The following is a 26,082-nucleotide window of genomic DNA, read 5'->3' on the forward strand; positions in this document are numbered from 1 at the left end:
TAATAAGCTACCATTGAAAAACCAGCCAATCGAATAATGAGCCAAGTGTTTTCCCCAGCACCATCGCCATTACGAGCCCAACCATATACGCCGATAGATTCATTCTCTTGGCCAAAATAGGCAGCACGTTCATAACCTCCGTCAATGCGGCGGCCAACATGCCGATGAACATGCCATCAATCAAACCCGCGGCGCTCAATAATAAGCCCGAAGGCAGCATTAATCGCCAATTCATAAAATCAGCGAACGTCCAGTACAACGAGCCGCATATGACAGCAGACTCAAACCATGCAGACAAGCGATATGCATTGGCAACCTGTGCCAGACGCGGAATAAGGTCAAGCACGATAAGCAGAGCTACCAATCCGCTGCCTACCGCAAGCCCGCCCGCCAAGCCTAGCAGCGCTACAAAAACATTTGCTAGCGAATTAATCATGCTTGTTACCGTTTGTCTGGTCGAAATCCGACTTTTTGCGCATTTCATCGGCGATGACGTAGGCATTCACATTTTCCTGATACATATATAGCTCAACCTCAAGCGGGTTCGGCTCCTCATTGAACCGTTTGCGGAATAAGTGATTGAAGAACAATACCATTCCAAGCCCGATTCCGAGCGAATAAGGGATTTGAAACCAAAGCGGATGCTCCGTTCGCTTTCCCGTAATCAGCTCAACAATCCGAATATGAACCTCCTTCATGCTGACATCTGTATGAAAGTTCATAATGGCGAGACCCGCTCCAAAAAACAAAAGCAGCCATGCCAGGATGAGTACCGAAATGCGCGGCTTAACCGGTTTCTCCGCAACCATAACCAGCACCTGAGGATCTCCATAGGCTTCTACTGCCATATCCGGCTCCTGCTGCCGTATGGCTTTGACGATCTGCAACAGATCGATGACGACGCGATTGCCGTCCGCACTCTTGTGCTCGTACAGGACAAGCTCCTTCAGCCGCCTCTCAAGCACATCATCCTCAGCTAGCAGCCTCGCAGCTTGCCCCAGAGTGACCCGTTGATTCGGCTTCGTGTAAATTCGTTTTTTCAAACGCAGATAGAGGACCGAATGCTTGGATGCTGCCATCTGTCAGCTTCCCTTCTGCTTATGCTTTGGTGTTTGTTTCCCTTTTAGTATGAGAAAAGGAGGATTCGGATACTCATGCAAAATGAGGTAAAAAATAGAAAAAAACCAAATCGCCTCAAAGGGCGATTTGGTCTCTAATCGATTGCAATATTTTTTTCTCAAGCCGTGATACTTGCACTTGTGAGATTCCCAGCCTGCTGGCCACCTCGGATTGCGTCTTGTCTCGATAATAACGCAGATATACGATTAACCGCTCGCGCTCACTCAATCCTTCAATGGCTTCAACCAGCGCTAGCTTGTCAAACCACCGATCCTGAGATTCATCCGCTATTTGATCCATCAGTGTGATGGGGTCGCCGTCATTCTCAAACACCGTTTCGTGAATGGATGTCGGAGGCTTATTCGCTTCCTGAGCGAAAACAACATCCTCAGGGGTAATGCCAAGCCGCTCCGCAACCTCGCTAATGGTGGGCAAGCGTCCTAACGTTTTGGAAAGCTCATCCTTCATTTTACGCACCTTATTGGCGGTTTCCTTAAGGGATCTGCTAACCTTCAACGTACCATCATCGCGCAAAAATCGTTGGATTTCCCCAATGATCATCGGTACTGCATAAGTGGAAAACTTCACATCATAGGACAAGTCGAATTTGTCTACTGACTTTAGCAATCCGATGCAGCCGATTTGGAACAAATCCTCGGGCTCATAACCACGATTGATAAATCGCTGCACGACCGACCAGACAAGCCGGATATTGCACTGAACGAGTGTATCCCTTGCAAGCGTATCGCCTGACTGACTTAACGCAATGAGCCGCTTTACTTCTGCGTCATCCAAATATGGCTGGGCCGTCTGCTTTAGATTGACATCCATGAGGTTCAACCCCTATACGCTAATTGTAGAGCGCTTTTTTCGATTCGATTCGTTTCAGCATCGCCACGCGAGTTCCGCCATCTACCATACTTGTAACCTCAAAATGGTCCATAAAATTTTCCATGATCGTAAAGCCCATGCCTGAGCGCTCTAGCTCCGGCTTCGACGTATAGAGCGGCTGCCGCGCCAGCTCAAGATCTTCAATGCCCTTGCCGTTATCCGATACGGTGATGGAGACGGAATCGCCCTCGATTTTCGCCTCGATCGTGACCTTGCAGGAAGAATCGCTTTCATAGCCATGTATGATCGCGTTAGTAACCGCCTCGGACACAGCCGTCTTCAAATCGTTCAGCTCCTCGAGCGTCGGATCAAGCTGTGACACAAATGCAGCGACCGCAATTCGTGCGAAGGCTTCGTTCTCCGATCGGGCGCTGAAGGAAAGCGCCATTTCATTCGATCCGTTCATGACACCACCTCCAAACTGGAAATTGCAGAACGTTCATTCTCGTGAATGGTCAATATTTTGAAAAGGCCCGACATCTCGAATAAGCGATGAACATTCGGATTTACGTCGCAGACGACCATTTTACCGCCCTTGCTCTTTACTTGCTTGTACCTGCCCAGGATAACGCCAAGACCGGAGCTGTCCATAAACTGCAGCTCCTTCAAGCTGAGGATGACATGCTCGCTGCTGCCTCGAAGGAGCGCCTCCTCCATCTTATAGCGCACGACATCGGCTGTATGGTGATCCAGCTCTCCCCTTAGCCTTACGATCAGCACATTGCGGTATTGCTCCAATTCTGCTTGCAGACTCATTATGCTGTTCATCTCCTTCAGGTTTTTTCAAACATAAGAAAGAATAAGCGAAGCCAGTATCCTTTCCTTACATTTTCACCGTGTAACGTACGATGATCAACAGACGATCATAATCAAACGTTTACACTTGCCGAGATAGAACTAGCAATTCTCCGCTCCGGCGACCATTTCCTGCATGCCGACAAAACTAGAAGCATACCGCTAACAGCTGACAAAATACGAGCAAGAAAACAGATGCAAACGCGCTGTATATTGCTCTATGCAAACAATCCTGAGAACGACCGCTTCAGCAATTTCCACCAGCCTGCCCGTTCAACCGAGAGCGGCGCATCTACATCGAACTCCTTCAGCACCTGATCGCCTTGATAGACGACAAGCTTGCCGATAGGCTGACCAATTTGAACAGGCGCCTTTAGGGGACCGTCAATTTTCAGCTCGTAGCGAATATCCTTCGTTTGGCTTCCTTTTTTGAGCAGCACGCTATAAGCATGCTTGGCGACAAGCGGAAGCTCAGGCGCAGTGCCCTTCTCAATTTTGAGCGTACCCATCGATTCGCCTTCTTTGATAATCGAGTGGTTCATGTATTGCGCGAACGTGTAGTCAAACATTTGTGATACTTCAGCATTTCTCGTTTTCGTATCCGGCTCACCCATTACGACGGCGATGACTCGCATGTTATCTCGCTTCGCTGTAGCCGATAAGCAGTATTTCGCTTCACTCGTAAAGCCCGTTTTCAGACCGTCCGCCCCGCTGTAGAAACGCACCAGCTTGTTCGTATTTACGAGCCAAAATGGCTTCTCTGACGTTTTGCGCAAATAATCCTGATACAGCCCTGTATATTTCGTAACTTCCGAATGCTTGAGCAGCTCTCTTGACATCACTGCAATGTCATGTGCCGATGAGAAATGATTGGCTACGGGCAAGCCGTTCGGATTGGAAAACTGCGTGTCGTTCATGCCCAGCTGCTGCGCGCGCTCATTCATCATCGCTACGAATTGCTGCTCCGTGCCTGCCAGCTTCTCTGCCATCGCCACTGAAGCATCGTTGCCTGAAGCGAGCGCAATCCCTTTGATCATATCGTCAACGCTCATCTCTTCTCCCGGTTCAAGGAAGATTTGGGACCCGCCCATTGAAGCAGCATACTCGCTTGTCTGCACTTTATCTTCCAGCTTGATCTTGCCGTCATCAAGCGCCTCCATGATGAGCAGCAGGGTCATAATTTTGGTAATGCTTGCAGGGGGGAGCTTATCATGGCTATTTTTTTCATAAATAACCGTTCCGCTATCTGCATCCATTAAAATGGCGGAACGAGCCGAAGTTGCCAAGTTGGGAGCTGGCGTTTGATTAGGAGCCTGCTTCTGATCGGGAGCAGGTGTTGGCTCCACTGCGGCAAACGCTGCAGCAGGCAGCGCAATCACTAATGCGAGAATAAATAAACATAGCTTGATAGAACGATTTTTCAACTAGATCTCCTCCTGAAAGTTTATTGCGGCATCATTCGCTTATATTTCTCTTTTCAGTGTTGACTCTTAAGTTGGAAATTATTCCATTAGCTAGAGCTAATTGCGCAACAAAAAAATCCGCCCCTTCGTTCGGGACGGATTTCGAATTGCTTATTCATTAATTGTAGCGTGTAATCCCATCTGCCGTAATGACGGAGAGCAATAACGGACGAGGCTCAGGCCGATCCGCACGAATCGTATACGCTAGACGCACTCGTTCAGCAACTTCTTGTGCCGATGCGTTTGCCTCTCGAACATGAAGAAGCGCAAGCGTCTCGCCTGCATCCACTGAATCGCCAACCTTCTTGCGAAGCGTGACGCCAACCGCATAATCAATCGATGCGTCTTTTGTGGCTCTTCCCGCTCCAAGCAGCATGGCTGCAAGACCTAGCTGCTCAGCTTCAATCGCATTTACAAAGCCGGAAGCAGTGGCCGTCACCTCAACGATGGCTGGTGCTTGCGGAAGTTTGGAATAATCCTCGACAACAGCTGCGTCTGCGCCTTGTGCGGCAAGAAATGCTTTGAACTTCGCCAAGGCTGCACCGTTTGCAATCTGATCTCGCAGAAGCTGCTTCGCTTCGTCAACAGTGTCAGATTTCCCGCCTAATACAACCATATGAGCGCCTAAGGTCAAGCAAAGCTCTGTAAGATCGTCTGGCCCATTGCCCTTGAGTGTTTCAATCGATTCCTGAACCTCTAGCGCGTTCCCAATTGCGAAGCCTAAAAGCTGATCCATATCGCTAATGACTGCGGCCGTATTTCGGCCGACTTCAGTTCCAATATTAACCATGGCCTGCGCGAGCTGCTCTGAATGCTCCAGCGTCTTCATAAAGGCGCCGCTGCCCGTTTTGACATCAAGCACGATCGCATCCGCGCCCGCTGCAATCTTCTTACTCATTACAGAGCTTGCAATAAGCGGAATGGACTCTACAGTAGCTGTAACGTCGCGAAGAGCATAGAGCTTCTTATCCGCTGGCGCGAGATTTCCGCTTTGGCCGATAACGGCAAGTCCAATTTCGTTTACTTGGGTCATAAACTTCTCGCGCGAGAGCTCCGTACGGAAGCCTTCGATCGATTCAAGCTTATCGATTGTACCGCCGGTGTGGCCTAAGCCGCGACCGGACATTTTCGCAACGGGGATACCGACTGAAGCCACTAAAGGCGCAAGAATTAACGTCGTTTTGTCGCCTACGCCGCCTGTACTATGTTTATCTACTTTAATTCCGCTGATAGGACCAAGATCAACCTGGTCGCCAGAGTTGGCCATTGCAAGCGTCAGAGCCGCTGTCTCCCTAGGACTCATTCCTTGGAAAAACACAGCCATCGCCCATGCAGACAGCTGATAATCGGGTATATCACCACGAGAGTATCCGTCAATCAAAAATGTTAACTCCGACGCGGTCAGCTCGCCGCCATCTCTCTTCTTCTGTATAAGATCTACCGACCGCATAGTTCTCTCTCCATTCGCCAAACCGTTATTGATCTGTTTATAACGCACGTCGTTCTCTTTGCACCTGAACAATAATCTCATCAAGCGATTGGCTTAGCACGAGCACGTCCAAATGCTGAAGGCTTTCATTCAACAGAGCTGTTTCAATCATCTTTTTACGCAACTGCTCCATCTGCGTGAGTAATTGCTTGTCCATGTTTTTGTCCACTCCATCTTTCTTTAATCATGGACATTATACGACGAAACGTAAAAAAAACACTGTCATATTGAGTCGACGCAAATATTACAATTGTGTTACAAAAAACATTACACAGCAGCAATTAATGAGGTAACTAGTCCCAAAAATTGGGACTTGACGCGTTCCGTCGTTTCCATAACTTCAGCATGCGACAACGGTTGATCCAAAATACCCGCGGCCATATTGCTAATACAGGAAATGCCAACAACTTCGATTCCCGAATGACGAGCTGCTATTACTTCGGCAACAGTCGACATTCCGACAGCATCGGCGCCAATTACTCTCAGCATTCGAATTTCTGCAGGTGTCTCATATGTTGGTCCAAGCAGACCCGCATATACGCCTTCACGAAGCGTAATTCCTTGTGCTTCTGCAATATCGCGAGCGATGGCGCGAAGACGCTTGCTGTAAGCTTCCGACATATCGGGGAATCGCACGCCAAGCTCATTGTCGTTTGGACCAATCAGCGGATTTTTACCGGTCATATTCAGATGATCGGAGATCAGCATCAAATTGCCCGCTTCATAATCGGTATTCACGCCGCCAGCTGCGTTTGTAACTAGCAATGTTTTTACGCCCAGCGCCTTCATCACGCGAACCGGAAATGCAGTCAGCTCCGGACCATAGCCTTCATACATATGAAAACGTCCGCGCATCAGGATGACCGTTTTGCCCGATAATGTTCCGATCAGCAGCTCACCTGCGTGGCCTTCGACCGTAGAGATGGGAAAGTGCGGAATGTCATGATACTGAATCGTAACCGCATTTTCCAAATAATCTCCCAGTACACCTAGTCCCGAACCCATAATCAATCCGATTTCCGGTCTTTGCTCCGTTTGTGACTCAATAAATTTTGCCGCTTCTTTAATATAAGCTGCTGTTAGTCCTGCTGCTGTTATCGTACTCATCGTAATTCCTCCTAAAGTGAACTAATAAACGTAATTTAATCTTATGAAAGACTGCTCTTCATTAAAGCTCAGACAGAAAGCTTGTACCATTCGGAGGCGCTTGAATCCCGAAATTATCGGCGATTGTCGCTCCAAGATCAGAGAAGGTCGAACGTGTGCTCAGCTGTCTAGGCTGCTTAAATGATGGGCTATACAATAAAATAGGGACATATTCACGGGTATGATCAGTTCCAGGATGAACGGGATCATTCCCGTGATCTGCGGTAATAATCAACAAGTCCCTCTCGCCAAGCTGTCGCTCCAAATCGGGAACAGCACGATCAAACTCCTCCAATGCAGCTGCATAGCCTACAGGATCACGGCGGTGGCCGTAGAGTGAATCAAACTCGACGAGATTAGTGAACAACAATCCTTTAAATGGCTGCTTTAGCTGCTCAAGCGTTTTTTCGATACCGTCTGCGTTGCTTTTTGTAGGCAAGGAGGCTGTAATTCCTTCTCCATCGAATATATCGTTGATTTTTCCTACAGCAATCGAATCAAAGCCTGCGTCCTTCAATGCATTCAAGACGGTTGGCTGAGGCGGCTTCACCGCATAATCATGACGATTCGGCGTACGCTTGAAATCGCCTGGCTGGCCGAGATACGGCCGTGCAATAACGCGGCCTACGGTAAATCGCTCATCCATCGTAAGCTCTCTCGCAATTTCACAAGCACGGTACAGCTCCTCAAGCGGAATAACATCCTCATGCGCCGCGATTTGAAATACGCTATCTGCGGACGTATAAACGATCCATGCGCCTGTTTCCATTTGCTCTGCTCCGAGCTCATCCAAAATGTCGGTGCCGCTAGCGGGCTTATTGCCGATTACTTTGCGGCCTGTACGCTCTTCGAATGGACCGAGAAGCTCTGGCGGGAAGCCCTCGGGAAACGTTTGGAACGGTACGGTCAGCTCCAAACCCATCAGCTCCCAATGGCCCGTCATTGTATCCTTGCCAACGGATACCTCGGCCATTTTACCATAATAAGCTGCTGGAGCTTCCTTAGGCGGCTGCCAATCATGAATAGCCGCTATACGATCAAGACCCCATCTTCGCAAATGGGGAAGCTTTGTTCCAGGCACTCTCTCCACAATATGTCCAAGCGTGTGCGAGCCTGCATCACCAAATGCTGCTGCATCAGGCAGCTCGCCTATTCCAACGCTGTCCAAGACGATAACGGCAATACGATCAAATTTCATATGTATAACTCCCTCCTTTAGCATTGGATGCGCCTCGTATGCCGATCAGGCACGCGGATGCGCGCGGTTGTAAGCTTCCTTCATGCGCGTTTTGGGAACCTGTGTATATTTGAGCGTTGTCGAAATGTCCGCATGCCCAAGCAGCTCCTGAACGGCACGAATATCCGCGCCATTATCCAATAAATGCGCCGCAACCGAATGCCTAAGCGTGTGAGGCGTAATCTCCTCAGCAATCCCGGCTTCCTTTGCGTACTTCTTTATCGTCTTCCAAAATCCTTGCCTTGTCAATCGCGTCCCCAAATGATTTAGAAATAACGCCGATTGCGACTCTCTGAGCGTCATCAATTCATCTCTGCCCGAATGCAAATAATCTGTCAATGCTTCTGCAGCAAGCCGCCCGAAAGGAACGAGCCTTTCCTTCTGATTAGATCCGATGCATTGCACAAAACCCAGCTGCATATTGATATGTTCCACATTAAGCGATACTAGCTCCGTAACTCGTATGCCTGTAGCATAAATAAGCTCCAGCATCGCTCTATCTCGCTTGCCGGCAGCATTTTCAATGTTTGGCATTTCAAGCAGCGTGCTTGTGGCATCGACGCTCAATATGCTTGGCGGCTTCTTCTCTTGTTTCGGCGCTTCCATATAAATAGAAGGATTATTCGCAATAATCCCTTCTGTTAGCAAATAGTGAAATAAGGCACGAACAGAAACGATATGACGCGACAGCGTTGCAGCCTTCCTTCCCTGTTCCTTCAAGTGCAGCATATACCTTGAAATATGATGCCTTTGCACTTCGGCAAACTCCGATTGGCCATGATCTTGCATATATAGGATGAATTGATTTAAGTCCCTTTCGTACGATGAAAGTGTATTTGCCGACAACCCTCGTTCCAAGCGTAAATATTGAATATAACGAATTAAATGAGCTTTCATTGGACTTCCTTTCACATTTGACACGTTTCTGACTGGCTTATCTACAAAACCATTCAACATTCGACGCTAAAAATCCTGCTTGCACCCATTTTCTGTGCAGTCTGCATCATGCAAGCGCTACTCTCCGTACCAGTAAAACCAGCGCAATCGATCAGCAGCATTTTTGCTGTCAGGCGAATTTGGATCGGTAACAAAAACTTTTAGGGCAGCACCTTTAGGCTCCCTATAAGGATGGATTGGAGATATGGCATCAGCTAGCCAGCGATAGCCGCCTGTAACGACAAGCAGCAATACGGTAAAAACAACAATAAAAACGATGCGGCTCGTCCATCTCCGAATCGAGAAAACCATACAAACCAGCCTCCTTATGATGTCAATACGATTGTCCATCCGTATCACCATATGAGGAGGCTTATCCGAATATGCCATCAACTCTGAAGACTGTCTTAAGATACACTGTTCAACCATATCTCAAGCGATGTGTATGGCAATTGCACAGCGCTCGCGACCGGCTCGTAGGTCACGTTGCCAGCATGCGTATTGACTCCTTTTTGCAAAGGGATGCTTTTGCGTACAGCTTCCATGCCATGATTGGCCAGCTCTAATGCATAAGGAATCGTAACATTGGTTAACGCGAATGTTGAGGTGCGCGGCACGGCACCTGGAATATTGGCTACTGCATAGTGAACGACTCCGTGCTTCACATAGATCGGGTCTGTATGGGTAGTCGGACGGTCTACGGTAGCGATTGAACCGCCTTGATCAACGGCAACGTCTACGATGACCGATCCTTTCTTCATATTTTGCACCATTTGCTCTGTCACCAAATGAGGGGCTCGCGCGCCTGGTATGAGAACAGCTCCGATCAGCAAATCCGCTCTGGAGACGGCTTCGGCTATGTGATAAGGACTTGACATTAGCGTCCGGACTCTTCCTCCGAAAATATCATCCAAATACCTCATACGATCCGCGCTTCTCTCTAATATGATGACATTGGCTCCCATGCCAAGCGCAATTTTTGCCGCATTCGTACCGACTATGCCCCCGCCAATAATAACAACCTCCGCAGGCGGAACGCCCGGCACACCGCCAAGCAGGACACCTCTTCCACCTTTAAACGCTTCTAGAAATTGTGAGCCTACCTGTACAGACATTCTGCCCGCAACCTCGCTCATCGGGGTAAGCAGCGGCAGACTCCCATTTGCGAGTTGAATCGTTTCGTAAGCAATGCCTGTTACTCCTTTATCAACCAAGGCCTTCGTCAAATCAGGCGCTGCTGCCAAATGCAGATACGTAAACAGCAGCAAGCCTTCGCGAAAATAGCCAAACTCCTCGGAAAGCGGCTCCTTAACCTTCATAATCATTTCCGCCCTAGCCCATACCTCTGCAGCCGTGCTGATTAGCTCAGCACCCTCGCGCTCATAATCACTATCCTCGAAGCCGCTCCCGTTCCCTGCTCCCGACTCAACGAGCACCTTATGGCCTGCCGCTGCCAGCATCGTAACACCTGCAGGGGTTAAAGCAACGCGGTATTCGCTTTGTTTAATTTCCTTCGGCACTCCTACGATCATGACCATTTCCTCCTCCATCGCATTTTTCGCTTTCGCTCACTAATATTCTCTTTCTATGTTGTATGAACGATCGCCTTGGAATGATCGTCCTTTTTTGTATCTTTTTGCGGAGAAAAACAACTCCATTGCAGCCATCCTTTTTATGGTTTGTTATATTTCAAAAAATATGTGCGATTCTGGCTATCACCCATACGGAAACGCAGTTTCTGCCATAAACTGGTTAAGGAAAATGCCGGAATAGGGGGTTCTTTGTCCATTGTCTAATCTTAGAGCCATATTAAAAAGTTGTGCGACATGCAAACCTTCTAAGCATACTTATCGAAAGCTCATTACGTTTCGCTCAGCGAATGCCTATAAGCGCTGCCTAAAGCAACTGAATGCAATTGGAATCAAACCATTCAAAACCGTTTCACGCAGCCGGATCATTGGTTGCCATTTTCATAAGAGCCTTTCATGGCAAGCCTTAGCGAGCCATCCTGAGGTCAAGCTAATAGAAAAAGACTTCAAAATCCGCGCTCATGGCGCATTGCGAAGCAAGCCTGTCAAGCTGGGCGGCATGTCGATCCCATTGCTGATGCCCGCAGCGTCGCCTGCCTATGTTACTTGGAATATAAGACGCGTTAAAGCGCCTGAAGCGTGGGCAACTGCGAGAGGCAAATCAATAAAAGTCGCCATCATCGATTCCGGGATCGCCAATCATCCGGATTTGCAAATAGCAGGAGGAATCAACACCATTAACGGGGGCTCATACGCGGATGATAATGGACATGGTACCCATGTAGCGGGAATCATAGCTGCTGCTGGCAAAGGAGGAAAAGTAATAGGCACTGCCCCAGAGGTAAATTTGTATGCGGTCAAAGCGTTGGATCAATACGGAGATGGATTTGTATCTGACATTATCGATGGCATCAACTGGTGCATCACAAACCGAATGCATGTCATAAACATGAGCTTTGGCATTCTCGACTCGAATAGCAGCGGTACTTTGCATGAAGCAATCAAGCGTGCAGCAAAGCAAGGCATAGTCTTAGTTGCCTCAGCCGGTAATTCCGGAAAATCATGCAAGCAAATAGATGTTCCAGCTTCATTTAAGGAGACAATCGCCGTTGCCGCTTCCACTAAAGCGAATAAAGTGACTGACTTTAGCAGCAGAGGCAAAGGAATAGGACTTACAGCACCAGGTGATCGTATTTTGTCTACATGGTTGAACGGTAAGTATGAGAGGCTCTCCGGTACAAGCATGGCAGCTCCGCATGTTGCAGGCGGTGTCGCCTTGCTGCTGGCAGCAAAATCAGGCTTAAGCGCAAGAGCGGTCAAAAGAAGGCTGAAGTCGCGGGCGCTCAAGCTGAAAAAATTCAAATCACGAGCGCAAGGTGCAGGTCTGATGCAGTTGGATCACATTTTTAAAGCCAAATAGTATCTTATAAAATGCCAAAACGGCTTTGCCGTCCAGTTATGCTGGGCAGCCAAGCCGTTTAAGATTGATTTTCAGTTGGTGGGTTTGCGATATCGTTCTTCTCTTTGCAGCGGCGACAAATGCCTTGGAAATCAAGGCGATGATCGACTACAAAAAATCCATATTCCTGCTCTAGCCGCTCTTCTAAGGGCAAAAGCCAGTCTTCCTTGATCTCATCCATCGATCCGCATTGCACACATATTAAGTGATGATGATGATGCTTGTTGCTGTCCGTACGCAAATCGTAACGTGCTACACCGTCGCCGAAATTCAATTTTTCGACAACATGCATTTCACTTAGCAATTCCAATGTCCGATAAACCGTTGCAAGTCCGATTTCTGGAGCTTTATCCTTAACTAGCATAAATACATCTTCTGCGCTCAGGTGGTCGTCTTCATTCTCTAGCAAAACACGTACCGTTGCTTCCCGCTGCGGGGTTAATTTGTAGCCCTGCGACTGCAACTGTTGTTTAATCTTCTCAATCCGGGCTTCCATGATTTCCCCCCTACCACATGTCTGCGCCTTTTTCAGGAAACGTTTGCTTTCATTATAGGTGTTAACCTGTAATAAAGTCAAACATTTTGGTGTCATATTGTGGCGTTAGCAGACGAAAGAAGAGGGGAAACCCAAGCGATTAGAGACGGCGAAATATAAGCTTCAAACAGCGCTGCGCCTGCAAAAAGAATCAGCATCAGCATGGCGGTCGACGTGAAGGAACCAAGCTGAGGAGCTAGCTCTCCTGTCTGCCGAAGCAGCCTGTTTTTGATCACAAAAATGGAGAAGGAAATGGCAGCAGCACTCGCTATGATCATCGCTGGTACTGCTATGATGTTTTGAGGTGCGATAGACACCAGCGAGAAAAGCACTCCCTTCCATGCATATTGATTGATCAGCGTTCCTACTGAAAAGCCGACCAACGCTCCCTTTAAGAAATTAAGCGCAAGCACCCCCGGTATTCCAACTACCGTAATGCCAAGCAGCCATAAAACGAGCAGCCATTTGCTATGGAAAAAAAACCGCTCCCAGAACGAATGCGCTTCTCCAGTGCCAATTCCCTCGCTCATCAGCTGAACATATTGATCCACGTCCAGTGCGAGCTCCTGCTGCTGCTCAAGCGTAAGAGCGTTGACCATGAGTGCCCCGAATATGGCGCCCACCACAAACAATACTGAGACGAATACATATAGCGATAATTGATTTTTGATCATCGTCACCGATCCTTTCAGTTGCTGCAACCCTGTAACCCTTGATTGAAGGGTTTCTACCTTGCCTTCAAAGGGTTTTATTTTAATGGCAACTTCTTTAAAGCTACTTTCTTCAAACAATAACCTCTGAACCCTAGACCCTTAAGGGATTTTCGAACCCGCCCAAACCCTCCCTTCCAAGGGAGGGCCCCAAGGGTTGCACCCTCTGGACACCCGCAACTGGACTAACGTAACAGGAATGGAGATGGTTGTGAGGAGGATATTGTTTAGGAGCGCTTTCGTCCCTTCGGGACACGCTGGAAGTCTGTGCTCCCGGGTTACCTCCTAAATATCCGAGAAACGTTGGCTTTCTAGAGTCGGTAATTGTTTAGTTTGTGTCGGAGCGCTTTCGTCCCTTCAGGACACGCTGGAAGCCTGCGCTCCCGGGTTACCTCCTAAATATCCGGGAAACGTTGGTGTTCTAGCTTCGGTACTGATATGACCGCGAATAGCTCTTCGGACTGACAAATTGATCCAATAATTAGATTTATTTATCAAGGATGTTTGAATGGTGACAATATAGGTTTAAAAATGAGATCAATACAAATAAGAATTATCTAAATTGATCAACTCAATAAGTTGGATTATTTATCCAGAGAATAGTGAGTGGCGCTTCCATAATTAGGGTTGTCTTACTCTTGTATTGTATGAGGGGTTTCAATGAGGTATGACGGGTATGTTGAGGAAGACAGGGCCGGCTAAAGCCGACCTGTCAGAATATAAAGTTTCCATGCGTAGACAGCTAGAATGGTTTTGGCATCGCTGATACGGCCTTCCTGTATGTAGGCTTCAGCCTGCTCTAAGGTAATCGCTTCCACCTTCAGATCCTCATCCTCATCTGGATTCTGGACGCCTTGCTCGACCTTGTCGGTGAAATAGATGTAGAGCTTCTCGTCGGCAAAACCAGGTGAGGTATAGAATGCGCTAAGAAGCTTCAGATCGTTTGAACGATAACCTGTCTCTTCCTCCAGCTCGCGAGCTGCTGCGGTGAGCGGGTCTTCGCCGGGATCAAGCTTGCCTGCCGGAATTTCAATTTGAAATTTTTCGAGCGGCTTGCGGAATTGCTCAACGACAAGCAGCTTGCCATCTAGCAATGCCATAACTGCAGCTGCACCCGGATGCTTCACTATTTCTCTAGTAGCGGTTCTACCATCTGCCAGAGCAACCGTGTCTACCTGCAGCGTTATCATTTTACCTTCAAAAATCGGTTCGGTCTTAATGGTTTCCTCACGCCATAGCGCAGCTGGTTGTTGTTCTTCCAATCTTGATCGCTCCTTTTAATATTGCATGTATACACTCGCATAACTTGTCCTGCACCTGCATAACTATCATTATATCAAAACGACAGGGGCGAATAATATGAAACAATATGTTGCGGTTAATCATTTGCGTTTAGTAGGAAAAGGCTGGGAAATTCGTCATCAGCTGCGCAAGCTGTCTGCTTCTTCCCTTTCCAGAACACCAATGTCCGAATATACAAACGTCATCAGCGTCCGCCGACTTCCCCTGGATAAAACGAATTAATCGCGTGCACATAATCGTCAATATTTAGACAAAAAACCCTCCATCCACCTTCAGCTTAAGCTGAGCGCTCGGATTGAAGGGCTTTCTGTCATGCAGCGGCATTTCATGCCGTCACAGCATCGACTTGTTACTCTACTGTCGCCGCTTGTTTGATGATTTCAACGACGAGCTCGGTCGTTTTAACCAGATCCTCAACTTTTATCTGTTCTTTGGTCGTATGAATATGCTCATAGCCAACAGCCAAATTGACGGTAGGAATGCCTAAGCCGTTAAAAATATTCGCATCGCTGCCGCCGCCGGAATGGAATGTGCGAGGCGTGCGACCGATCGCGACGATCGCTTTTTTCGCCAGCTGTACGACGTGATCCTCATCGTCATACTGATAGGCTGGGTAAATAACTTCGCTTTCCAGCTCGCCGCGTGCTCCAAATTCCTCTGCTGCGCTTTCCACTGCCTTGCGCATCGCCTCGATTTGACTGTCCAGCTTATGCTGAACGATACTTCTTGCTTCTGCATCCAGCTTCACAAAATCGCAAACGATATTGGTGGCGCCGCCGCCCTCGAACCGGCCGATATTGGCAGTCGTTTCATTATCAATGCGTCCAAGCGGCATTCTCGCGATCGCTTTGGCTGCTACCTGAATCGCACTAATGCCATCCTCCGGATTGACGCCTGCATGCGCGGAACGACCGTACATTTTGATCGATACCTTCGCTTGCGTTGGTGCTGCTACCGCAATATCGCCGATCGCTCCGTTTGAATCCAGCGCATAGCCGAATTCCGCCTCCAGCTTCGACGCATCAAGCGATCGCGCCCCAAGAAGACCCGATTCCTCGCCAACCGTGATGACGAATTGGATGCGTCCATGCGGAATAGATTGCTCCTTAACGACACGTATTGCTTCAAAAATAGCTGAAATCCCTGCTTTGTCGTCGGCGCCAAGAATAGTCGTGCCGTCGCTTCTAATATAGCCGTCCGCATCAAGCTGCGGCTTAATGCCAACGCCTGGCGTTACGGTGTCCATATGGCAAGTAAAAAAAATCGTCGGCGCTGCAGCGTCCGCACCCTCTGCTTCCCAAATGGCAAACAGATTGCCTGCTCCATGCCCCGTCTTAGCTGCGGCATCATCCTCGCTGATTTCCAAGCCAAGCGCTTCGAATTTTTGCTTTAGCACACGGCTAATTTCCTGCTCATGCTTCGTTTCGCTATCTATCTTCACCAATTCCATAAATTCATTTACTAAACGATCTTTTTCAATCATTACGTTTCCTCCGTACATTACTTTCGTATACAATAGAATAAATGACAAGCTCTAATTGAGCTGTGATGTTCCAAATCATGAAAGGGGTTTTCCTTATGCGCAGACAACGATTGATTCGAATTGTTGCCATTTTACTCGTATCCGCACTTGTTTTATCGTCATTGGTGGCTGGACTTGGTTCGCTCTTTCTATACTAGGTCCGTCTCACACTTAAATTCTTTCACAAAATGAGGGAGCAGTTCTTTAGCCGCTTCCTCAACCGATAGCTCGAGCCCTGTCAAATCATTAAAGGAGGTCACGCCGAATTGCTGAATGCCGCAAGGTACAATTCCGCTAAAGCCTTCCGCAGCTATCCCTGATTTGATGTTAAGCGCAAATCCATGACTTGTTATAAAGCCCCGGCGTTGCCGGGCTTTATTAAATTTCACCCCGATGGCTGCAATCTTCAGATCGCCTGCCCATACTCCAGTATATTCTGGTTTTCTGCCCGCTTCTATCCCATACTCGGCTAGCCAATTAATAATGACTTGCTCCAAGCTGCGCAAATAAGCATGCAAATCAAGTCCCTCCGCTTCCAGATAAAGCAGCGGATAGCCCACGAGCTGCCCCGGTCCATGATAGGTAATATCACCGCCGCGGTCGATTTGGAACAAAGTAATGCCACGTTCCTTAAGCTCCGCTTCATCCAACAGCAAATGCTCAGGATGCTTGTCAGAGCCCATCGTATAAGTAGGCGGATGCTGAAGAAGGAGAAGCGACTGCATGCGCTCCTCCTGATCAATCTGCTTTACATATGCTTTTTGCAGCTCCCACGCCTGCGCGTAGTCGAGCATGCCTATATAGTGGGCATCCAGCCGTCTTAAGCCATTTGCGTTAGCCGCTTCAGCCATGATGGTGTTCCCCTTTTCTAATACAATTTGCTTTCCAGATTAAAGCTCTCCAAATTATCCTTCACACGCTGCAAGAAACGTCCGCATATAACGCCGTCCAAAATCCGGTGATCAAGCGATAGGCATAAATTCGCCATCGAGCGAACAGCGATCATGTCGTTAATAACAACGGGACGCTTCACGATGGATTCAAATGTGAGAATAGCTGCTTGCGGGTAGTTAATAATCGGATACGACAAAATCGAACCAAAGGACCCGGTATTGTTGACAGTGAAGGTTCCGCCCTGCATATCGGACAGCGTCAGCTTGCCTTCTCTTGTCTTGCGGGCAAGCTCTTCGATTTCTTTGGCAAGACCGGCAACGTTTTTGTGGTCGGCGTTCTTGATGACAGGTGTATGGACTGAGTCTTCCGTACCGACGGCAAGCGCGATGTTAATATCCCGCTTCACGATAATTTTATCAACCGCCCACATGGAATTCATAATCGGCACATCTTTGATCGCATTGACGACTGCTTTGAGCAGGAAGGCCAGATAGGTCAAATTGATGCCTTCGCGCTTCATGAAATCATCCTTAAGCTTGTTGCGAAGTAGAACTAGATTCGTTACATCCACTTCAATCATCGTCCATGCATGCGGAATTTCACTAACGCTCTGCCTCATATTGCGGGCAATTGTATTCCGAATTGGCGTTACATCAATAAAGCTGTCTCCTCGGCCGGCTCCTGTAGCGCCTTCCACCTCGATTTTTGGAAATCTAGGCGTTTCGGTCAAATGAAGACCGGAGGAACGAACCTGCGCAGCCGCATCAACCTTGTGAGCCGCTGGTGCTGCCGCGTTGCCGCCAGACGTGATGCCAGCTTTAGCCGCACCTGATGCAACGTAAGCGAGCACGTCCTTGCGTGTAATGCGTCCGCCAAGCCCTGTTCCCGGAACATCGGTCAAGCGAATCGCATGCTCTGCTGCTAGCTGCTGTACGGCCGGCGAGAAACGATTGCGCATAGGAGCGTCTTCCGATTCGACCTCGACTGCCGGTGCTGCAGCTGCTGCTGACGGGGTTTTTGCCGTTGCGTCTGCGGAAGGCGCAGCCGAGCCTTCGACTTCGATGATGCAGACTGGCGTGCCAACTGGAACGGTCTCACCATTGCCAACTAAAATTTGCACTAGCTTGCCTGCTACCGTTGATGGCAATTCCGCATTAACTTTATCCGTAATAATTTCACAGACAGGCTCGTAAATATCAACCCAATCACCTGGCTGCTTCAGCCATTTTTCTATTGTGGCCGATACGAGCGATTCCGCAAGCTGCGGCACGACGATTTCCGTCATTGTTTTCATAGATCACATCTCCCTACTGGCCCAAGGCGTAAACGGCTACCGCCGTCCTCTGGCGGCGCAGCATACGTTTCGCGGTAAATATAAGCCTCGTATAAAATCAACTCTTATACTTTCTTATATTCTAATAAAGTGCTAATTGCCGCATGGCTTCTTTCACTTTTTCTTTGTTTAGCATAAAAAATTTCTCGCCTGGCGGGTTAATCGGCATTGCCGGTACATCCGGCCCGCAAAGACGCATGATCGGTGCATCAAGCTCATAAAGCAGCTCTTCTGCAATAATTGCCGACACTTCGGCGCCTACGCCGCCCGTCTTATTGTCCTCATGGATAATAAGCACCTTTCCCGTTTTGCGAACAGCTTCAAGAATACCCTCTTTATCAAGCGGTTGAAGCGTCCGCAAGTCGAGAATATGCGTGCTAATGCCCTCACCTGCAAGCTCGGCAGCAGCCTGCTCGACAAAATGCAGCGGAAGGCTATAGCTGATAACGGTAATGTCTTCGCCCTCGCGCAGAACGTTCGCAACGCCGATCGGAACGATATAATCATCATCCGGAACTTCGCCCGTAACGAGCTTATAGCATTTTTTATTTTCAAAATAAAGGACAGGATCTGGATCGCGAACGGCCGCCTTGAGCAAGCCCTTCGCGTCGTAAGCCCGGTATGGAGCAACGATCTTTACGCCTGGCGTGCCGAAAAAAACGGATTCCGGACATTGCGAATGATATAAACCGCCAAATACACCGCCGCCGATTGGAGCGCGGATAACGAGTGGACAAGTCCAGTCATTGTTCGAGCGGTAACGAATCTTGGCAGCTTCGCTGATGATTTGATTGGTCGCCGGGAACATAAAGTCGGAATATTGCATTTCTGCGATCGGTTTCATGCCATACATTGCTGCACCAATCGCTACGCCGGCAATTGCAGACTCCGCAAGGGGCGTATCAAGTACGCGCGACTCGCCGAATTGTTCCTGCAGACCCTTCGTTGTCGTGAAGACGCCGCCTTTGAGACCTACGTCCTCGCCAAGCACAAAAACGTCCTCGTCCCGTTCCATTTCTTCCTTCATCGCCTTGCGAATAGCATCAATATATTCGATTACCGCCATTATTCCGTTCCTCCTTGCTCAGCATCATCCGCATATACGTGCAGCAATGTTGATTCCGGCGTCGGGAATGGCGCTTTATCGCCATATTCGGTAGCCTCGTCAAGCAGCTTGCGTATTTTAGCTTGCAGCTCCACTTCGAGCTCTTCGGACCATATACCGCAATCGATCAGGTACTGCTTATATTTAGGTATGCCGTCTTTCGCACGATTGAGATCAACCTCTTCCTTCGTACGATAAGCGAGATCGTTATCGGATGTCGAGTGAGGCGAAATGCGGTACATTAGCGCTTCAATAAGCGTTGGACCATCGCCTGCGATTGCGCGCTCGCGCGCTTCCTTTACCACTCGGAACACTTCAAGCGCATCGTTGCCGTCTACCTGATAGCCAGGAAAGCCATAGCCTTGCGCACGATCAGCGACCGTACCTCCTAATTGCTTGTGAATAGGCACGGAAATTGCATATTGATTGTTTTCACACATAAAAATGACTGGCAGCTTATGTACGCCCGCAAAGTTGCAGCCCTCATGGAAGTCTCCCTGATTGCTCGATCCTTCTCCGAACGTGACAAAGCTGACTAGCGGCTTATTTTTCATTCGCGCCGCAAGCGCAATGCCAACCGCATGTGGAACCTGCGTCGTTACCGGGCTTGAGCCCGTAACGATCCGAAGCTTCTTCGAGCCGAAATGGCCCGGCATTTGGCGTCCGCCCGAATTCGGGTCCTCCGCCTTCGCGAACACCGACAACAGCAAGTCGCGCAGCGTCATGCCTACTGAGAGCACAAAGCCGTAGTCCCGATAATAAGGCAGGAAATAATCGTTATCGCGATCAAGCGCATAAGCTGCCGCTACCTGAGCGACCTCTTGGCCCACACCGGAGACGTGGAAGTTGATTTTGCCAGCACGCTGCAGAAGCAGCATACGCTCGTCAAACTTGCGTGCAGTCACCATTGTTGCATACATATCGATTGCTTGCTCGTTGCTAAGCCCGAGTTCCAAATGACGAACATTTTGCCCAGTAGAAGCAGGTTGGGTCACAAGGTGTTCCTCCTTTTTTTAAGCATGATTATAACCTGGTACTAAGACTTGATCATATACATTATAACTCCATTTGTTCCAAAAAGAAAACTCTCTTGCTCAGAACGAAATGGCTTTGCCGTCAACAGCCAGCATTGCTTCTCCGAGCGCCTCTGCAAGCGTCGGATGCGGATGGATCATTTGTCCGACTTCCCAAGGTGTTGCGTTAAGCACGCCTGCCAGCGCAGCTTCAGAAATAAGATCCGTCGCATGCGCCCCAATCATATGAACGCCAACGATATCATTTGTCTTCCGATCGGCAATAACCTTCACGAAGCCGTCCTTCTCTCCTAGCACGAGCGCTTTGCCAATCGCTTGGAACGGAATTTTTCCCGTCTTGATGTCATGTCCCCTCGAGCGTGCTCCGTCCTCAGTCAACCCGTATGAAGCAATCTCAGGACGTGAATAGATACATCTAGGAATCAAATGCGGCTCAATAGCAGCAGGCTTCTTGCCGCTAATATGCTCAGCTGCGATTAACCCTTCATGTGCGGCTGCATGCGCGAGCTGAACACCGCCGATTACATCGCCAATCGCATAAATATGAGGCTCGCTCGTTTGGCCGAATGCATTCACTTCAATTGCACCGTTAATTGTACGAATATCTGTATTTTCAAGACCGATGCCTTCCACGTTCGGCTCGCGTCCTACTGAAACGAGCAGCTTCTCCGCTGTCAGAACGACATCACCGTCGGTCGTTACGGCAACGATAGAAACCTCACCATTTTCTCCCTTATATTGATCCGTTTGCAGCTGAATGCCTGTCAGAACGCGTACTCCGCGCCCTCTCAGTATTCTTGTCAACTCAGCGGAAACCTCAGTGTCTTCGCCAGGCAGCAAGCGGGAGCCCGCTTCCACCAGCGTCACCTGAACGCCAAAATCATGCAGCAGCGATGCCCACTCAACACCAATTACGCCGCCGCCTACAATAAGGATAGAGGTTGGCAGCTTGTCCATCACAAGCGCTTCATCGCTAGTCAAAATATATTCGCCATCTGGCGTCAAGCCCGGCAGCAGGCGAGGTCTCGATCCAGTAGCAATAATCAGATTGGTCGAAACCACTGACTCCATTTCCCCATCTGGAAGTTCAACAGCAAGAGAGCCGCTTCTCGGTGAGAAAATCGAAGGACCGATCACTCTGCCCTTGCCTTGAATGATCTGAATGCCATTTTTTTTCATTAAGCCTTGGAGCCCCCGGTAAAGCTGATCTACCGTTTGATCCTTGCGCTCTTGTACTTTATCATAATCGAGCGAAATAGCCCCTTCAGCAACCTGAATGCCGTAGGAGCTTGCTTGAAGAAGCGTCGAGTATACCTCTGCGCTGCGAAGCAGCGATTTGCTTGGAATGCAGCCTTTGTGCAAGCATGTGCCGCCGAGCTTGTCCATTTCGATAATCGCAACCGTCTTGCCGAGCTGAGCAGCCCGTATAGCTGCCGTATAGCCGCCAGGGCCGCCCCCGAGTACCGCTACGTCCACCTGTATAGCCATAAATATCATCCTTCCGTAATAGCCCTCAATATATGCTGGTAAAGCCTATTCGTTCGAGTCTCAAGCTTGCCCATTCGCATTGTAACATGACATTCATTCCTATTGTACCTGTTTTTACCGATCATAGCATCGTCCTTTTACGAAATAGACACTCTACTTCTAAAAAGGTATGATAGAGCTAACTGTATATTTTGACCGATAAGGAGACACCGTATTTATGAAATTAGTTGCTGCCCGTTTTATCGCGATCCTCATGCTCGTTATTCCAGGCCTGCTCGCATGCTTCGGCTTTCTCAAAATGAAGGATTCCGTCTTTGTCTATTTCTCCGATTTTGGAAATGAAACGATTACTCCCGACTTCGAATGGTTGAAATTTCTGCTCGGATTTATTATGTTCGCCGCTGGCGCAGGCTTCATTGCCGGTTGGACCTTTTTCCGCGACCGCAAGCGTAATTATGTAGCGCCTCGGTTTAAAGAGAAACGTCCGCGCCCGCCAAAACCGCAAAGCTAGTCAGAACCTATCAATTAAAGTACGCTCGCAGCTCAGCATACATAACCGCAGTGCAGCGGATCAAATCCGATTCATGCACTGCGGTTTTTTTGCATTCTCTCCTATGCGTGCATGCAGCTTATTCCACGTAATCGAGCATTTGCATATACGCCCTCGGCACCATATAAGAAGCAGCCAGCTCTGTCTTATCGGACATCAAAAACATTCTTACAAGTGAGCTGCTTGTTTGCATATAATGCGTATAAGGAGATAAATAGACCGTATCGGCCATCGTCGTATTGCGAATATATTGCTCAAGCTGAAGCTCGTATTCAAGATCCGTTGCATTACGAATTCCCCGAATGACAACATTGATATCATGCTCATTAATATAATCCGCAACGATACCCCCATAAGGAATGATCTGAATTTTTTCATCCTGCTGAATCGATAAAGCGACAAGCTCCGTTCGTTGTTCTATCGTAAAATGGTGCTTCTTTGATCGATTATTGGCGACGATAATATGTACCTCGTTAAACAAATGGAACGCTCTCTCGATAACAGATACATGTCCAAGCGTAATGGGGTCAAAGCTGCCTGCATATACGGCTTTCATCCTGTCACCTCAACTCAATTATTTTACATTGCGATAATGCTTTTGATATAAAATTACATTCATCCTGATTTTATTTTATCATTCCATAATACAATTTCACTATGATTAAAACATCAAAAGAAAAGAGGTGAGCACTTGAAAATTGTTTTTGACGTTACCGTAGACGGAAAAGTAAAAGAGACGATCCAACCGAAAAGCCAACGCTTAAAGGAAATCCGCAGCTTTATACAAACAGAAGCTTCCGGATTAATCGAGAAATATGGAAGCAACGTCTATTTAAACCGCAGAGTCGTTTACAACTGAGGCATCCAATGATGGCCTTTTTTTTTTTCGATAAACAATCAAACCTCCTCCCTTCTTGCCCTCCTCCTTCTACTGGACAAACGAGCGAGCTCCAATCGGACGCGGAAAAAAATACCACCCCATTTCCGGCATTTAATCACCGATAACGAAGTGGTATTATGAAAAATACTTTAAGAAAAGATTTGCTACTCGATCAGTAATTTAGCTACGATCGCAAGATCCTCCAGGCCAATGCTGCCGTTGCCCGATACATCTGCTGCTTTTATTTGCTCCCAATCTGGGCTGGCATTAGTCTTCCCGTAATTAGCGGCAATGATCGCCAGATCACCAATTGATATTTTGCCATCCTGATTGATATCGCCTGATACGCCAGGCCCTATTTTTATCAATAATGTGCTCTAATCGTTAAATAATTGACTCCTGTCTATGATCGCATATTCTTGTCTATAGCTAGTCCCTATACGCAGTGAGGTGAATCATTTGAAACCGTTGTCGTCATTAGAGTTCTCGTATAGCACGCTTTCCCATTCCCCTAGTTCAGTTGCGATTAAATTTATGTTTTTTGTACAAGATGTTGGCTGGTATGTATGTAAACCTGATTATTCCATTAACCGTTCATTATCCCATTATCAAATCAAATATGTTGTCAGAGGCTCAGGGTATTTGGAGTTGAATGGCAGAACCTGCAAGGTGAACGCAACCGAGTTGTTCATTTTGGACTTAAGTCAGATGCACCGATATTACGCTGATCCGGACGATCCATGGGAATTGCTTTGGGTTCGTTTCGGCGGCTTTCAGACTCCTTATTATTTTGACTTGCTTCAAGCAGCAGAACACCCCGTCATCCAAACGAGCAACTCCGAGCTTTTAAACCAACTTTTCCAACAACTTTATGATTTGTTTCGTCTCCGCCCGCCCGGACTTGAATTCATGGCATCGTCTCTGGTAACACAAGTTCTGACAGAGCTGATCATGGCACGCCAAGATATGAATAAACCTGAAGCTGTGACTCAAAATCCAGCATATCCAGTGGAAATACAACTGGCTCTTGAATTTATCGAAACACATTATCACCTAGATATTAAAGTTGAAGATGTCGCTCAATTTGTTCATCTAAGCCCGTACTATTTCTCGCGTTTATTTAAACGACACACCTACCATACCATCATCGAATACATCATCAAATATCGACTGATTATCTCCAAACAGCTGCTTATCTCGACGTCCAAATCTATCGGGGAGATCGCTGATCATGTCGGCATGTGCAATCAAAGCTATTTTTCGATGATCTTTAAAAAACAGGAAGGAATTACGCCTAAAGAATACCGACAATATATTCGTTCCTCCACTGACATAACGAAAATTCATTGAAAAGCCAACTGATTTGTTCGCGTTCCAGCCGCATGGTAAACTATTGGAAATGTTCGAATAAATGGGGGTAGACATCCATGAGTCGCAGGAAATTGCAGGATAGACTCAAATTAAAAAACGTTGAAACTCAGCATGGCGAGCAATTCAACAATTTATTGCGTTATGTTTTTCAAGTAACCAATCGCGACTTGCAAACCTTTGGGTGGGAAAACAGGGAAATCGCAAAATCCAAGCTGCCGGTTCTCGTCCATGCCGACGTTCTAGGCTGGTTTGACGGCGAGAAGCTCATTTCTCAGCTTGCCGTTTACCCGTTTCAGGTAAATATTTTTGGACATATCTTTGAAATGGGCGGACTGACCGGAGTTGGGACCTACCCCGAATATGCTAATTTGGGATTGATGAACAAGCTGATGCTGACTGCTTTAAGTAAAATGAGGGATCGGAAGCAATCCATCTCGTACCTGTATCCATATTCGATCCCCTATTACAGACGAAAAGGCTGGGAGATCATATCCGATAAAATTTCTTTTGAAGTTCCTGATACCCAGCTGCCTAAGCTCAAGAACGTGTCGGGCAATGTGGAGAGAGTAACCATAGAGCATCCTGATATTAAAACGATCTATAAGCAATTTGCTTTGCTGCATCACGGGGCTATGCTTCGGAACGAGCTGGCATGGGAAGAGTATTTGCGCTGGGATTTGGATGATATGACCGTTGCTATCTATTATGACAGCAGCGATTCCCCAATGGGCTACTTGCTGTATTGGATCGCAGAGGAAGTATTTTATATAAAAGAGATGGTATACATCAATGAAGAGGCCCGGACTGGGTTATGGAACTTTGTCAGTGCCCATTTCTCCATGATTACGCTCGTCAAAGGTGATATCTATAAAGATGAGCCGCTAGCATTCATGTTAGACGATGGTGATATTAAGGAAACGATTGCCCCTTACTATATGGCACGAATTGTCGATATCGTTTTATTCATCGAGCAGTATCCGTTTCTAAGCCAAGAGAAAGAATGCCAGCTGGTTATTAATTTGCATGATCCGATGCTGGAGTGGAATCAAGGAATATTCACCTTAACGGTAGACGGATATGGAAAAGGAATCTTAAAGCAAGGGGGCATCGAGCCGAGTGTTGTGATTGACATTCCCACGCTCACGGCCATGTTAATGGGTTACAAACGTCCAGCTTATCTTGCTCGCATCGGCCGCATCCAATCGGACGACGATTCTATCCGTTTACTTGAACAAATGATCAATCAGGAGAAGCCGTATTTTTCGGATTATTTCTGAAAATAAAATACCACTTA

At 47.8% G+C, this 26,082-nt stretch carries 30 protein-coding genes; 6 read left to right on the top strand and 24 right to left on the bottom strand.

All coding sequences use genetic code 11. From position 1 onward, the window contains the following. Window positions 1-7: 7 nt before the first annotated feature. The 13 genes from AC2TDN_RS03745 to ald form a co-directional block, all read right to left on the bottom strand. The gene (locus AC2TDN_RS03745; protein ID WP_484687052.1) at window positions 8-436 is read right to left on the bottom strand and encodes a stage V sporulation protein AB; all 429 of its coding nucleotides are present in this window, start codon (window positions 434-436) and stop codon (window positions 8-10) included. Further along, on the bottom strand, window positions 429-1,079 hold the full coding sequence (locus AC2TDN_RS03750) for a stage V sporulation protein AA (RefSeq protein ID WP_484687053.1): 651 nt from the start codon (window positions 1,077-1,079) through the stop codon (window positions 429-431). Before AC2TDN_RS03750 ends, AC2TDN_RS03745 begins: the two co-directional genes overlap by 8 nt. 115 nt (window positions 1,080-1,194) lie before the next feature. Further along, complete coding sequence (gene sigF, locus AC2TDN_RS03755) at window positions 1,195-1,950, bottom strand: RNA polymerase sporulation sigma factor SigF (RefSeq protein WP_053376717.1); 756 nt, start codon at window positions 1,948-1,950, stop codon at window positions 1,195-1,197. Window positions 1,951-1,969: 19 nt separating this feature from the next. Next, on the bottom strand, window positions 1,970-2,416 hold the full coding sequence (gene spoIIAB, locus AC2TDN_RS03760) for an anti-sigma F factor (RefSeq protein WP_482067089.1): 447 nt from the start codon (window positions 2,414-2,416) through the stop codon (window positions 1,970-1,972). Further along, complete coding sequence (gene spoIIAA, locus AC2TDN_RS03765; protein WP_169081868.1) at window positions 2,413-2,766, bottom strand: anti-sigma F factor antagonist; 354 nt, start codon at window positions 2,764-2,766, stop codon at window positions 2,413-2,415. Before spoIIAA ends, spoIIAB begins: the two co-directional genes overlap by 4 nt. 257 nt (window positions 2,767-3,023) lie before the next feature. Further along, window positions 3,024-4,229 (bottom strand): D-alanyl-D-alanine carboxypeptidase family protein, encoded by a 1,206-nt coding sequence (locus AC2TDN_RS03770; RefSeq protein WP_484687054.1) that lies wholly within the window; start codon window positions 4,227-4,229, stop codon window positions 3,024-3,026. 157 nt (window positions 4,230-4,386) lie between these two features. After that, on the bottom strand, window positions 4,387-5,718 hold the full coding sequence (locus AC2TDN_RS03775) for a pyrimidine-nucleoside phosphorylase (protein ID WP_484687055.1): 1,332 nt from the start codon (window positions 5,716-5,718) through the stop codon (window positions 4,387-4,389). A gap of 37 nt (window positions 5,719-5,755) precedes the next feature. After that, on the bottom strand, window positions 5,756-5,914 hold the full coding sequence (locus AC2TDN_RS03780) for an aspartyl-phosphate phosphatase Spo0E family protein (RefSeq protein WP_169081870.1): 159 nt from the start codon (window positions 5,912-5,914) through the stop codon (window positions 5,756-5,758). A gap of 110 nt (window positions 5,915-6,024) precedes the next feature. Continuing rightward, complete coding sequence (locus AC2TDN_RS03785; RefSeq protein WP_484687056.1) at window positions 6,025-6,864, bottom strand: purine-nucleoside phosphorylase; 840 nt, start codon at window positions 6,862-6,864, stop codon at window positions 6,025-6,027. A 61-nt stretch (window positions 6,865-6,925) separates the two neighbouring features. Then, on the bottom strand, window positions 6,926-8,101 hold the full coding sequence (gene deoB / locus AC2TDN_RS03790; protein ID WP_484687057.1) for a phosphopentomutase: 1,176 nt from the start codon (window positions 8,099-8,101) through the stop codon (window positions 6,926-6,928). 45 nt (window positions 8,102-8,146) lie between these two features. Next, entirely contained in the window at window positions 8,147-9,097 is a 951-nt protein-coding gene (gene xerD, locus AC2TDN_RS03795; RefSeq protein ID WP_484687058.1) for a site-specific tyrosine recombinase XerD, read from the bottom strand. A 57-nt stretch (window positions 9,098-9,154) separates the two neighbouring features. Further along, a complete protein-coding gene (locus AC2TDN_RS03800) occupies window positions 9,155-9,388 on the bottom strand; it encodes a DUF4227 family protein (protein WP_482067083.1) in 234 nt (77 codons plus the stop codon). Between the two features lie 95 nt (window positions 9,389-9,483). Continuing rightward, a complete protein-coding gene (gene ald, locus AC2TDN_RS03805) occupies window positions 9,484-10,608 on the bottom strand; it encodes an alanine dehydrogenase (protein WP_484687059.1) in 1,125 nt (374 codons plus the stop codon). A 256-nt stretch (window positions 10,609-10,864) separates the two neighbouring features. Here ald and AC2TDN_RS03810 point away from each other — a divergent pair, with 256 nt between their 5' ends. Next, entirely contained in the window at window positions 10,865-12,025 is a 1,161-nt protein-coding gene (locus tag AC2TDN_RS03810) for a S8 family peptidase (protein WP_484687060.1), read from the top strand. Between the two features lie 58 nt (window positions 12,026-12,083). Here the strand turns inward: AC2TDN_RS03810 and fur are convergent, their stop codons facing one another. From fur to AC2TDN_RS03825, 3 genes are all read right to left on the bottom strand, one after another. Next, complete coding sequence (gene fur, locus AC2TDN_RS03815; protein WP_482067080.1) at window positions 12,084-12,560, bottom strand: ferric iron uptake transcriptional regulator; 477 nt, start codon at window positions 12,558-12,560, stop codon at window positions 12,084-12,086. Window positions 12,561-12,652: 92 nt separating this feature from the next. Beyond that, window positions 12,653-13,273, bottom strand: a complete 621-nt coding sequence (gene spoIIM / locus AC2TDN_RS03820; protein WP_484687061.1) for a stage II sporulation protein M — start codon at window positions 13,271-13,273, stop codon at window positions 12,653-12,655. A 734-nt stretch (window positions 13,274-14,007) separates the two neighbouring features. Then, window positions 14,008-14,571: an NUDIX hydrolase gene (locus AC2TDN_RS03825; RefSeq protein ID WP_317618279.1), complete on the bottom strand. Its 564-nt coding sequence runs from the start codon at window positions 14,569-14,571 to the stop codon at window positions 14,008-14,010. Between the two features lie 97 nt (window positions 14,572-14,668). Here AC2TDN_RS03825 and mciZ point away from each other — a divergent pair, with 97 nt between their 5' ends. Further along, complete coding sequence (gene mciZ / locus AC2TDN_RS03830) at window positions 14,669-14,833, top strand: Z-ring formation inhibitor MciZ (protein WP_082198572.1); 165 nt, start codon at window positions 14,669-14,671, stop codon at window positions 14,831-14,833. Between the two features lie 127 nt (window positions 14,834-14,960). Here mciZ and AC2TDN_RS03835 read toward each other — a convergent pair whose 3' ends face one another. The 6 genes from AC2TDN_RS03835 to lpdA form a co-directional block, all read right to left on the bottom strand. Continuing rightward, complete coding sequence (locus tag AC2TDN_RS03835) at window positions 14,961-16,094, bottom strand: M20/M25/M40 family metallo-hydrolase (protein ID WP_484687062.1); 1,134 nt, start codon at window positions 16,092-16,094, stop codon at window positions 14,961-14,963. A 188-nt stretch (window positions 16,095-16,282) separates the two neighbouring features. After that, a complete protein-coding gene (gene lipB, locus AC2TDN_RS03840) occupies window positions 16,283-16,984 on the bottom strand; it encodes a lipoyl(octanoyl) transferase LipB (RefSeq protein ID WP_482067077.1) in 702 nt (233 codons plus the stop codon). A gap of 17 nt (window positions 16,985-17,001) precedes the next feature. Further along, window positions 17,002-18,321 carry a dihydrolipoamide acetyltransferase family protein gene (locus tag AC2TDN_RS03845; protein ID WP_484687063.1) on the bottom strand — a complete coding sequence of 440 codons (1,320 nt, stop codon included), beginning with the start codon at window positions 18,319-18,321 and terminating at the stop codon, window positions 17,002-17,004. Between the two features lie 121 nt (window positions 18,322-18,442). Next, complete coding sequence (locus AC2TDN_RS03850) at window positions 18,443-19,426, bottom strand: alpha-ketoacid dehydrogenase subunit beta (protein WP_482067075.1); 984 nt, start codon at window positions 19,424-19,426, stop codon at window positions 18,443-18,445. Beyond that, window positions 19,426-20,460, bottom strand: a complete 1,035-nt coding sequence (locus tag AC2TDN_RS03855) for a thiamine pyrophosphate-dependent dehydrogenase E1 component subunit alpha (protein WP_482067074.1) — start codon at window positions 20,458-20,460, stop codon at window positions 19,426-19,428. The genes AC2TDN_RS03850 and AC2TDN_RS03855 overlap by 1 nt, the downstream gene beginning before the upstream one ends. A 99-nt stretch (window positions 20,461-20,559) precedes the next feature. Beyond that, window positions 20,560-21,987 carry a dihydrolipoyl dehydrogenase gene (gene lpdA / locus AC2TDN_RS03860; RefSeq protein WP_484687064.1) on the bottom strand — a complete coding sequence of 476 codons (1,428 nt, stop codon included), beginning with the start codon at window positions 21,985-21,987 and terminating at the stop codon, window positions 20,560-20,562. A 217-nt stretch (window positions 21,988-22,204) separates the two neighbouring features. Between lpdA and AC2TDN_RS03865 the strand changes: the two genes are divergently transcribed. Continuing rightward, complete coding sequence (locus tag AC2TDN_RS03865) at window positions 22,205-22,498, top strand: DUF2627 domain-containing protein (RefSeq protein ID WP_482067072.1); 294 nt, start codon at window positions 22,205-22,207, stop codon at window positions 22,496-22,498. A 118-nt stretch (window positions 22,499-22,616) separates the two neighbouring features. Here AC2TDN_RS03865 and coaD read toward each other — a convergent pair whose 3' ends face one another. Beyond that, on the bottom strand, window positions 22,617-23,093 hold the full coding sequence (gene coaD, locus AC2TDN_RS03870) for a pantetheine-phosphate adenylyltransferase (protein WP_484687065.1): 477 nt from the start codon (window positions 23,091-23,093) through the stop codon (window positions 22,617-22,619). Between the two features lie 135 nt (window positions 23,094-23,228). Here coaD and AC2TDN_RS03875 point away from each other — a divergent pair, with 135 nt between their 5' ends. After that, window positions 23,229-23,396 carry a mechanosensitive ion channel protein MscL gene (locus tag AC2TDN_RS03875; protein ID WP_482067070.1) on the top strand — a complete coding sequence of 56 codons (168 nt, stop codon included), beginning with the start codon at window positions 23,229-23,231 and terminating at the stop codon, window positions 23,394-23,396. A 185-nt stretch (window positions 23,397-23,581) separates the two neighbouring features. Here AC2TDN_RS03875 and AC2TDN_RS03880 read toward each other — a convergent pair whose 3' ends face one another. Beyond that, the gene (locus tag AC2TDN_RS03880; RefSeq protein ID WP_484687066.1) at window positions 23,582-23,785 is read right to left on the bottom strand and encodes a dockerin type I domain-containing protein; all 204 of its coding nucleotides are present in this window, start codon (window positions 23,783-23,785) and stop codon (window positions 23,582-23,584) included. Window positions 23,786-23,951: 166 nt separating this feature from the next. On the opposite strand from AC2TDN_RS03880, the gene AC2TDN_RS03885 reads away from it, so the two are divergent. Next, window positions 23,952-24,767, top strand: a complete 816-nt coding sequence (locus AC2TDN_RS03885) for an AraC family transcriptional regulator (RefSeq protein ID WP_484687067.1) — start codon at window positions 23,952-23,954, stop codon at window positions 24,765-24,767. A gap of 77 nt (window positions 24,768-24,844) precedes the next feature. Further along, window positions 24,845-26,065, top strand: a complete 1,221-nt coding sequence (locus AC2TDN_RS03890) for a GNAT family N-acetyltransferase (RefSeq protein WP_484687068.1) — start codon at window positions 24,845-24,847, stop codon at window positions 26,063-26,065. Window positions 26,066-26,082: the final 17 nt, after the last annotated feature.

It is taken from the genome of Paenibacillus sp. Y660 (genome assembly GCF_057221575.1).

What these genes read in the sequence shown, in the direction of transcription:
- AC2TDN_RS03800 (WP_482067083.1), bottom strand. Translation starts at nt 9,388, where the DNA reads ATGGTTTTCTCGATTCGGAGATGGACGAGCCGCATCGTTTTTATTGTT.
- AC2TDN_RS03775 (WP_484687055.1), bottom strand. Translation starts at nt 5,718, where the DNA reads ATGCGGTCGGTAGATCTTATACAGAAGAAGAGAGATGGCGGCGAGCTG.
- spoIIAB (WP_482067089.1), bottom strand. Translation starts at nt 2,416, where the DNA reads ATGAACGGATCGAATGAAATGGCGCTTTCCTTCAGCGCCCGATCGGAG.
- lipB (WP_482067077.1), bottom strand. Translation starts at nt 16,984, where the DNA reads ATGGCTGAAGCGGCTAACGCAAATGGCTTAAGACGGCTGGATGCCCAC.
- spoIIAA (WP_169081868.1), bottom strand. Translation starts at nt 2,766, where the DNA reads ATGAGTCTGCAAGCAGAATTGGAGCAATACCGCAATGTGCTGATCGTA.
- AC2TDN_RS03780 (WP_169081870.1), bottom strand. Translation starts at nt 5,914, where the DNA reads ATGGACAAGCAATTACTCACGCAGATGGAGCAGTTGCGTAAAAAGATG.
- mciZ (WP_082198572.1), top strand. Translation starts at nt 14,669, where the DNA reads ATGAAACAATATGTTGCGGTTAATCATTTGCGTTTAGTAGGAAAAGGC.
- spoIIM (WP_484687061.1), bottom strand. Translation starts at nt 13,273, where the DNA reads ATGATCAAAAATCAATTATCGCTATATGTATTCGTCTCAGTATTGTTT.
- AC2TDN_RS03850 (WP_482067075.1), bottom strand. Translation starts at nt 19,426, where the DNA reads ATGGCGGTAATCGAATATATTGATGCTATTCGCAAGGCGATGAAGGAA.
- AC2TDN_RS03745 (WP_484687052.1), bottom strand. Translation starts at nt 436, where the DNA reads ATGATTAATTCGCTAGCAAATGTTTTTGTAGCGCTGCTAGGCTTGGCG.
- AC2TDN_RS03890 (WP_484687068.1), top strand. Translation starts at nt 24,845, where the DNA reads ATGAGTCGCAGGAAATTGCAGGATAGACTCAAATTAAAAAACGTTGAA.
- deoB (WP_484687057.1), bottom strand. Translation starts at nt 8,101, where the DNA reads ATGAAATTTGATCGTATTGCCGTTATCGTCTTGGACAGCGTTGGAATA.
- ald (WP_484687059.1), bottom strand. Translation starts at nt 10,608, where the DNA reads ATGATCGTAGGAGTGCCGAAGGAAATTAAACAAAGCGAATACCGCGTT.
- lpdA (WP_484687064.1), bottom strand. Translation starts at nt 21,987, where the DNA reads ATGGCTATACAGGTGGACGTAGCGGTACTCGGGGGCGGCCCTGGCGGC.
- AC2TDN_RS03785 (WP_484687056.1), bottom strand. Translation starts at nt 6,864, where the DNA reads ATGAGTACGATAACAGCAGCAGGACTAACAGCAGCTTATATTAAAGAA.
- AC2TDN_RS03865 (WP_482067072.1), top strand. Translation starts at nt 22,205, where the DNA reads ATGAAATTAGTTGCTGCCCGTTTTATCGCGATCCTCATGCTCGTTATT.
- AC2TDN_RS03845 (WP_484687063.1), bottom strand. Translation starts at nt 18,321, where the DNA reads ATGAAAACAATGACGGAAATCGTCGTGCCGCAGCTTGCGGAATCGCTC.
- xerD (WP_484687058.1), bottom strand. Translation starts at nt 9,097, where the DNA reads ATGTTGAATGGTTTTGTAGATAAGCCAGTCAGAAACGTGTCAAATGTG.
- fur (WP_482067080.1), bottom strand. Translation starts at nt 12,560, where the DNA reads ATGGAAGCCCGGATTGAGAAGATTAAACAACAGTTGCAGTCGCAGGGC.
- AC2TDN_RS03835 (WP_484687062.1), bottom strand. Translation starts at nt 16,094, where the DNA reads ATGATTGAAAAAGATCGTTTAGTAAATGAATTTATGGAATTGGTGAAG.
- AC2TDN_RS03750 (WP_484687053.1), bottom strand. Translation starts at nt 1,079, where the DNA reads ATGGCAGCATCCAAGCATTCGGTCCTCTATCTGCGTTTGAAAAAACGA.
- coaD (WP_484687065.1), bottom strand. Translation starts at nt 23,093, where the DNA reads ATGAAAGCCGTATATGCAGGCAGCTTTGACCCCATTACGCTTGGACAT.
- sigF (WP_053376717.1), bottom strand. Translation starts at nt 1,950, where the DNA reads ATGGATGTCAATCTAAAGCAGACGGCCCAGCCATATTTGGATGACGCA.
- AC2TDN_RS03885 (WP_484687067.1), top strand. Translation starts at nt 23,952, where the DNA reads ATGTTTTTTGTACAAGATGTTGGCTGGTATGTATGTAAACCTGATTAT.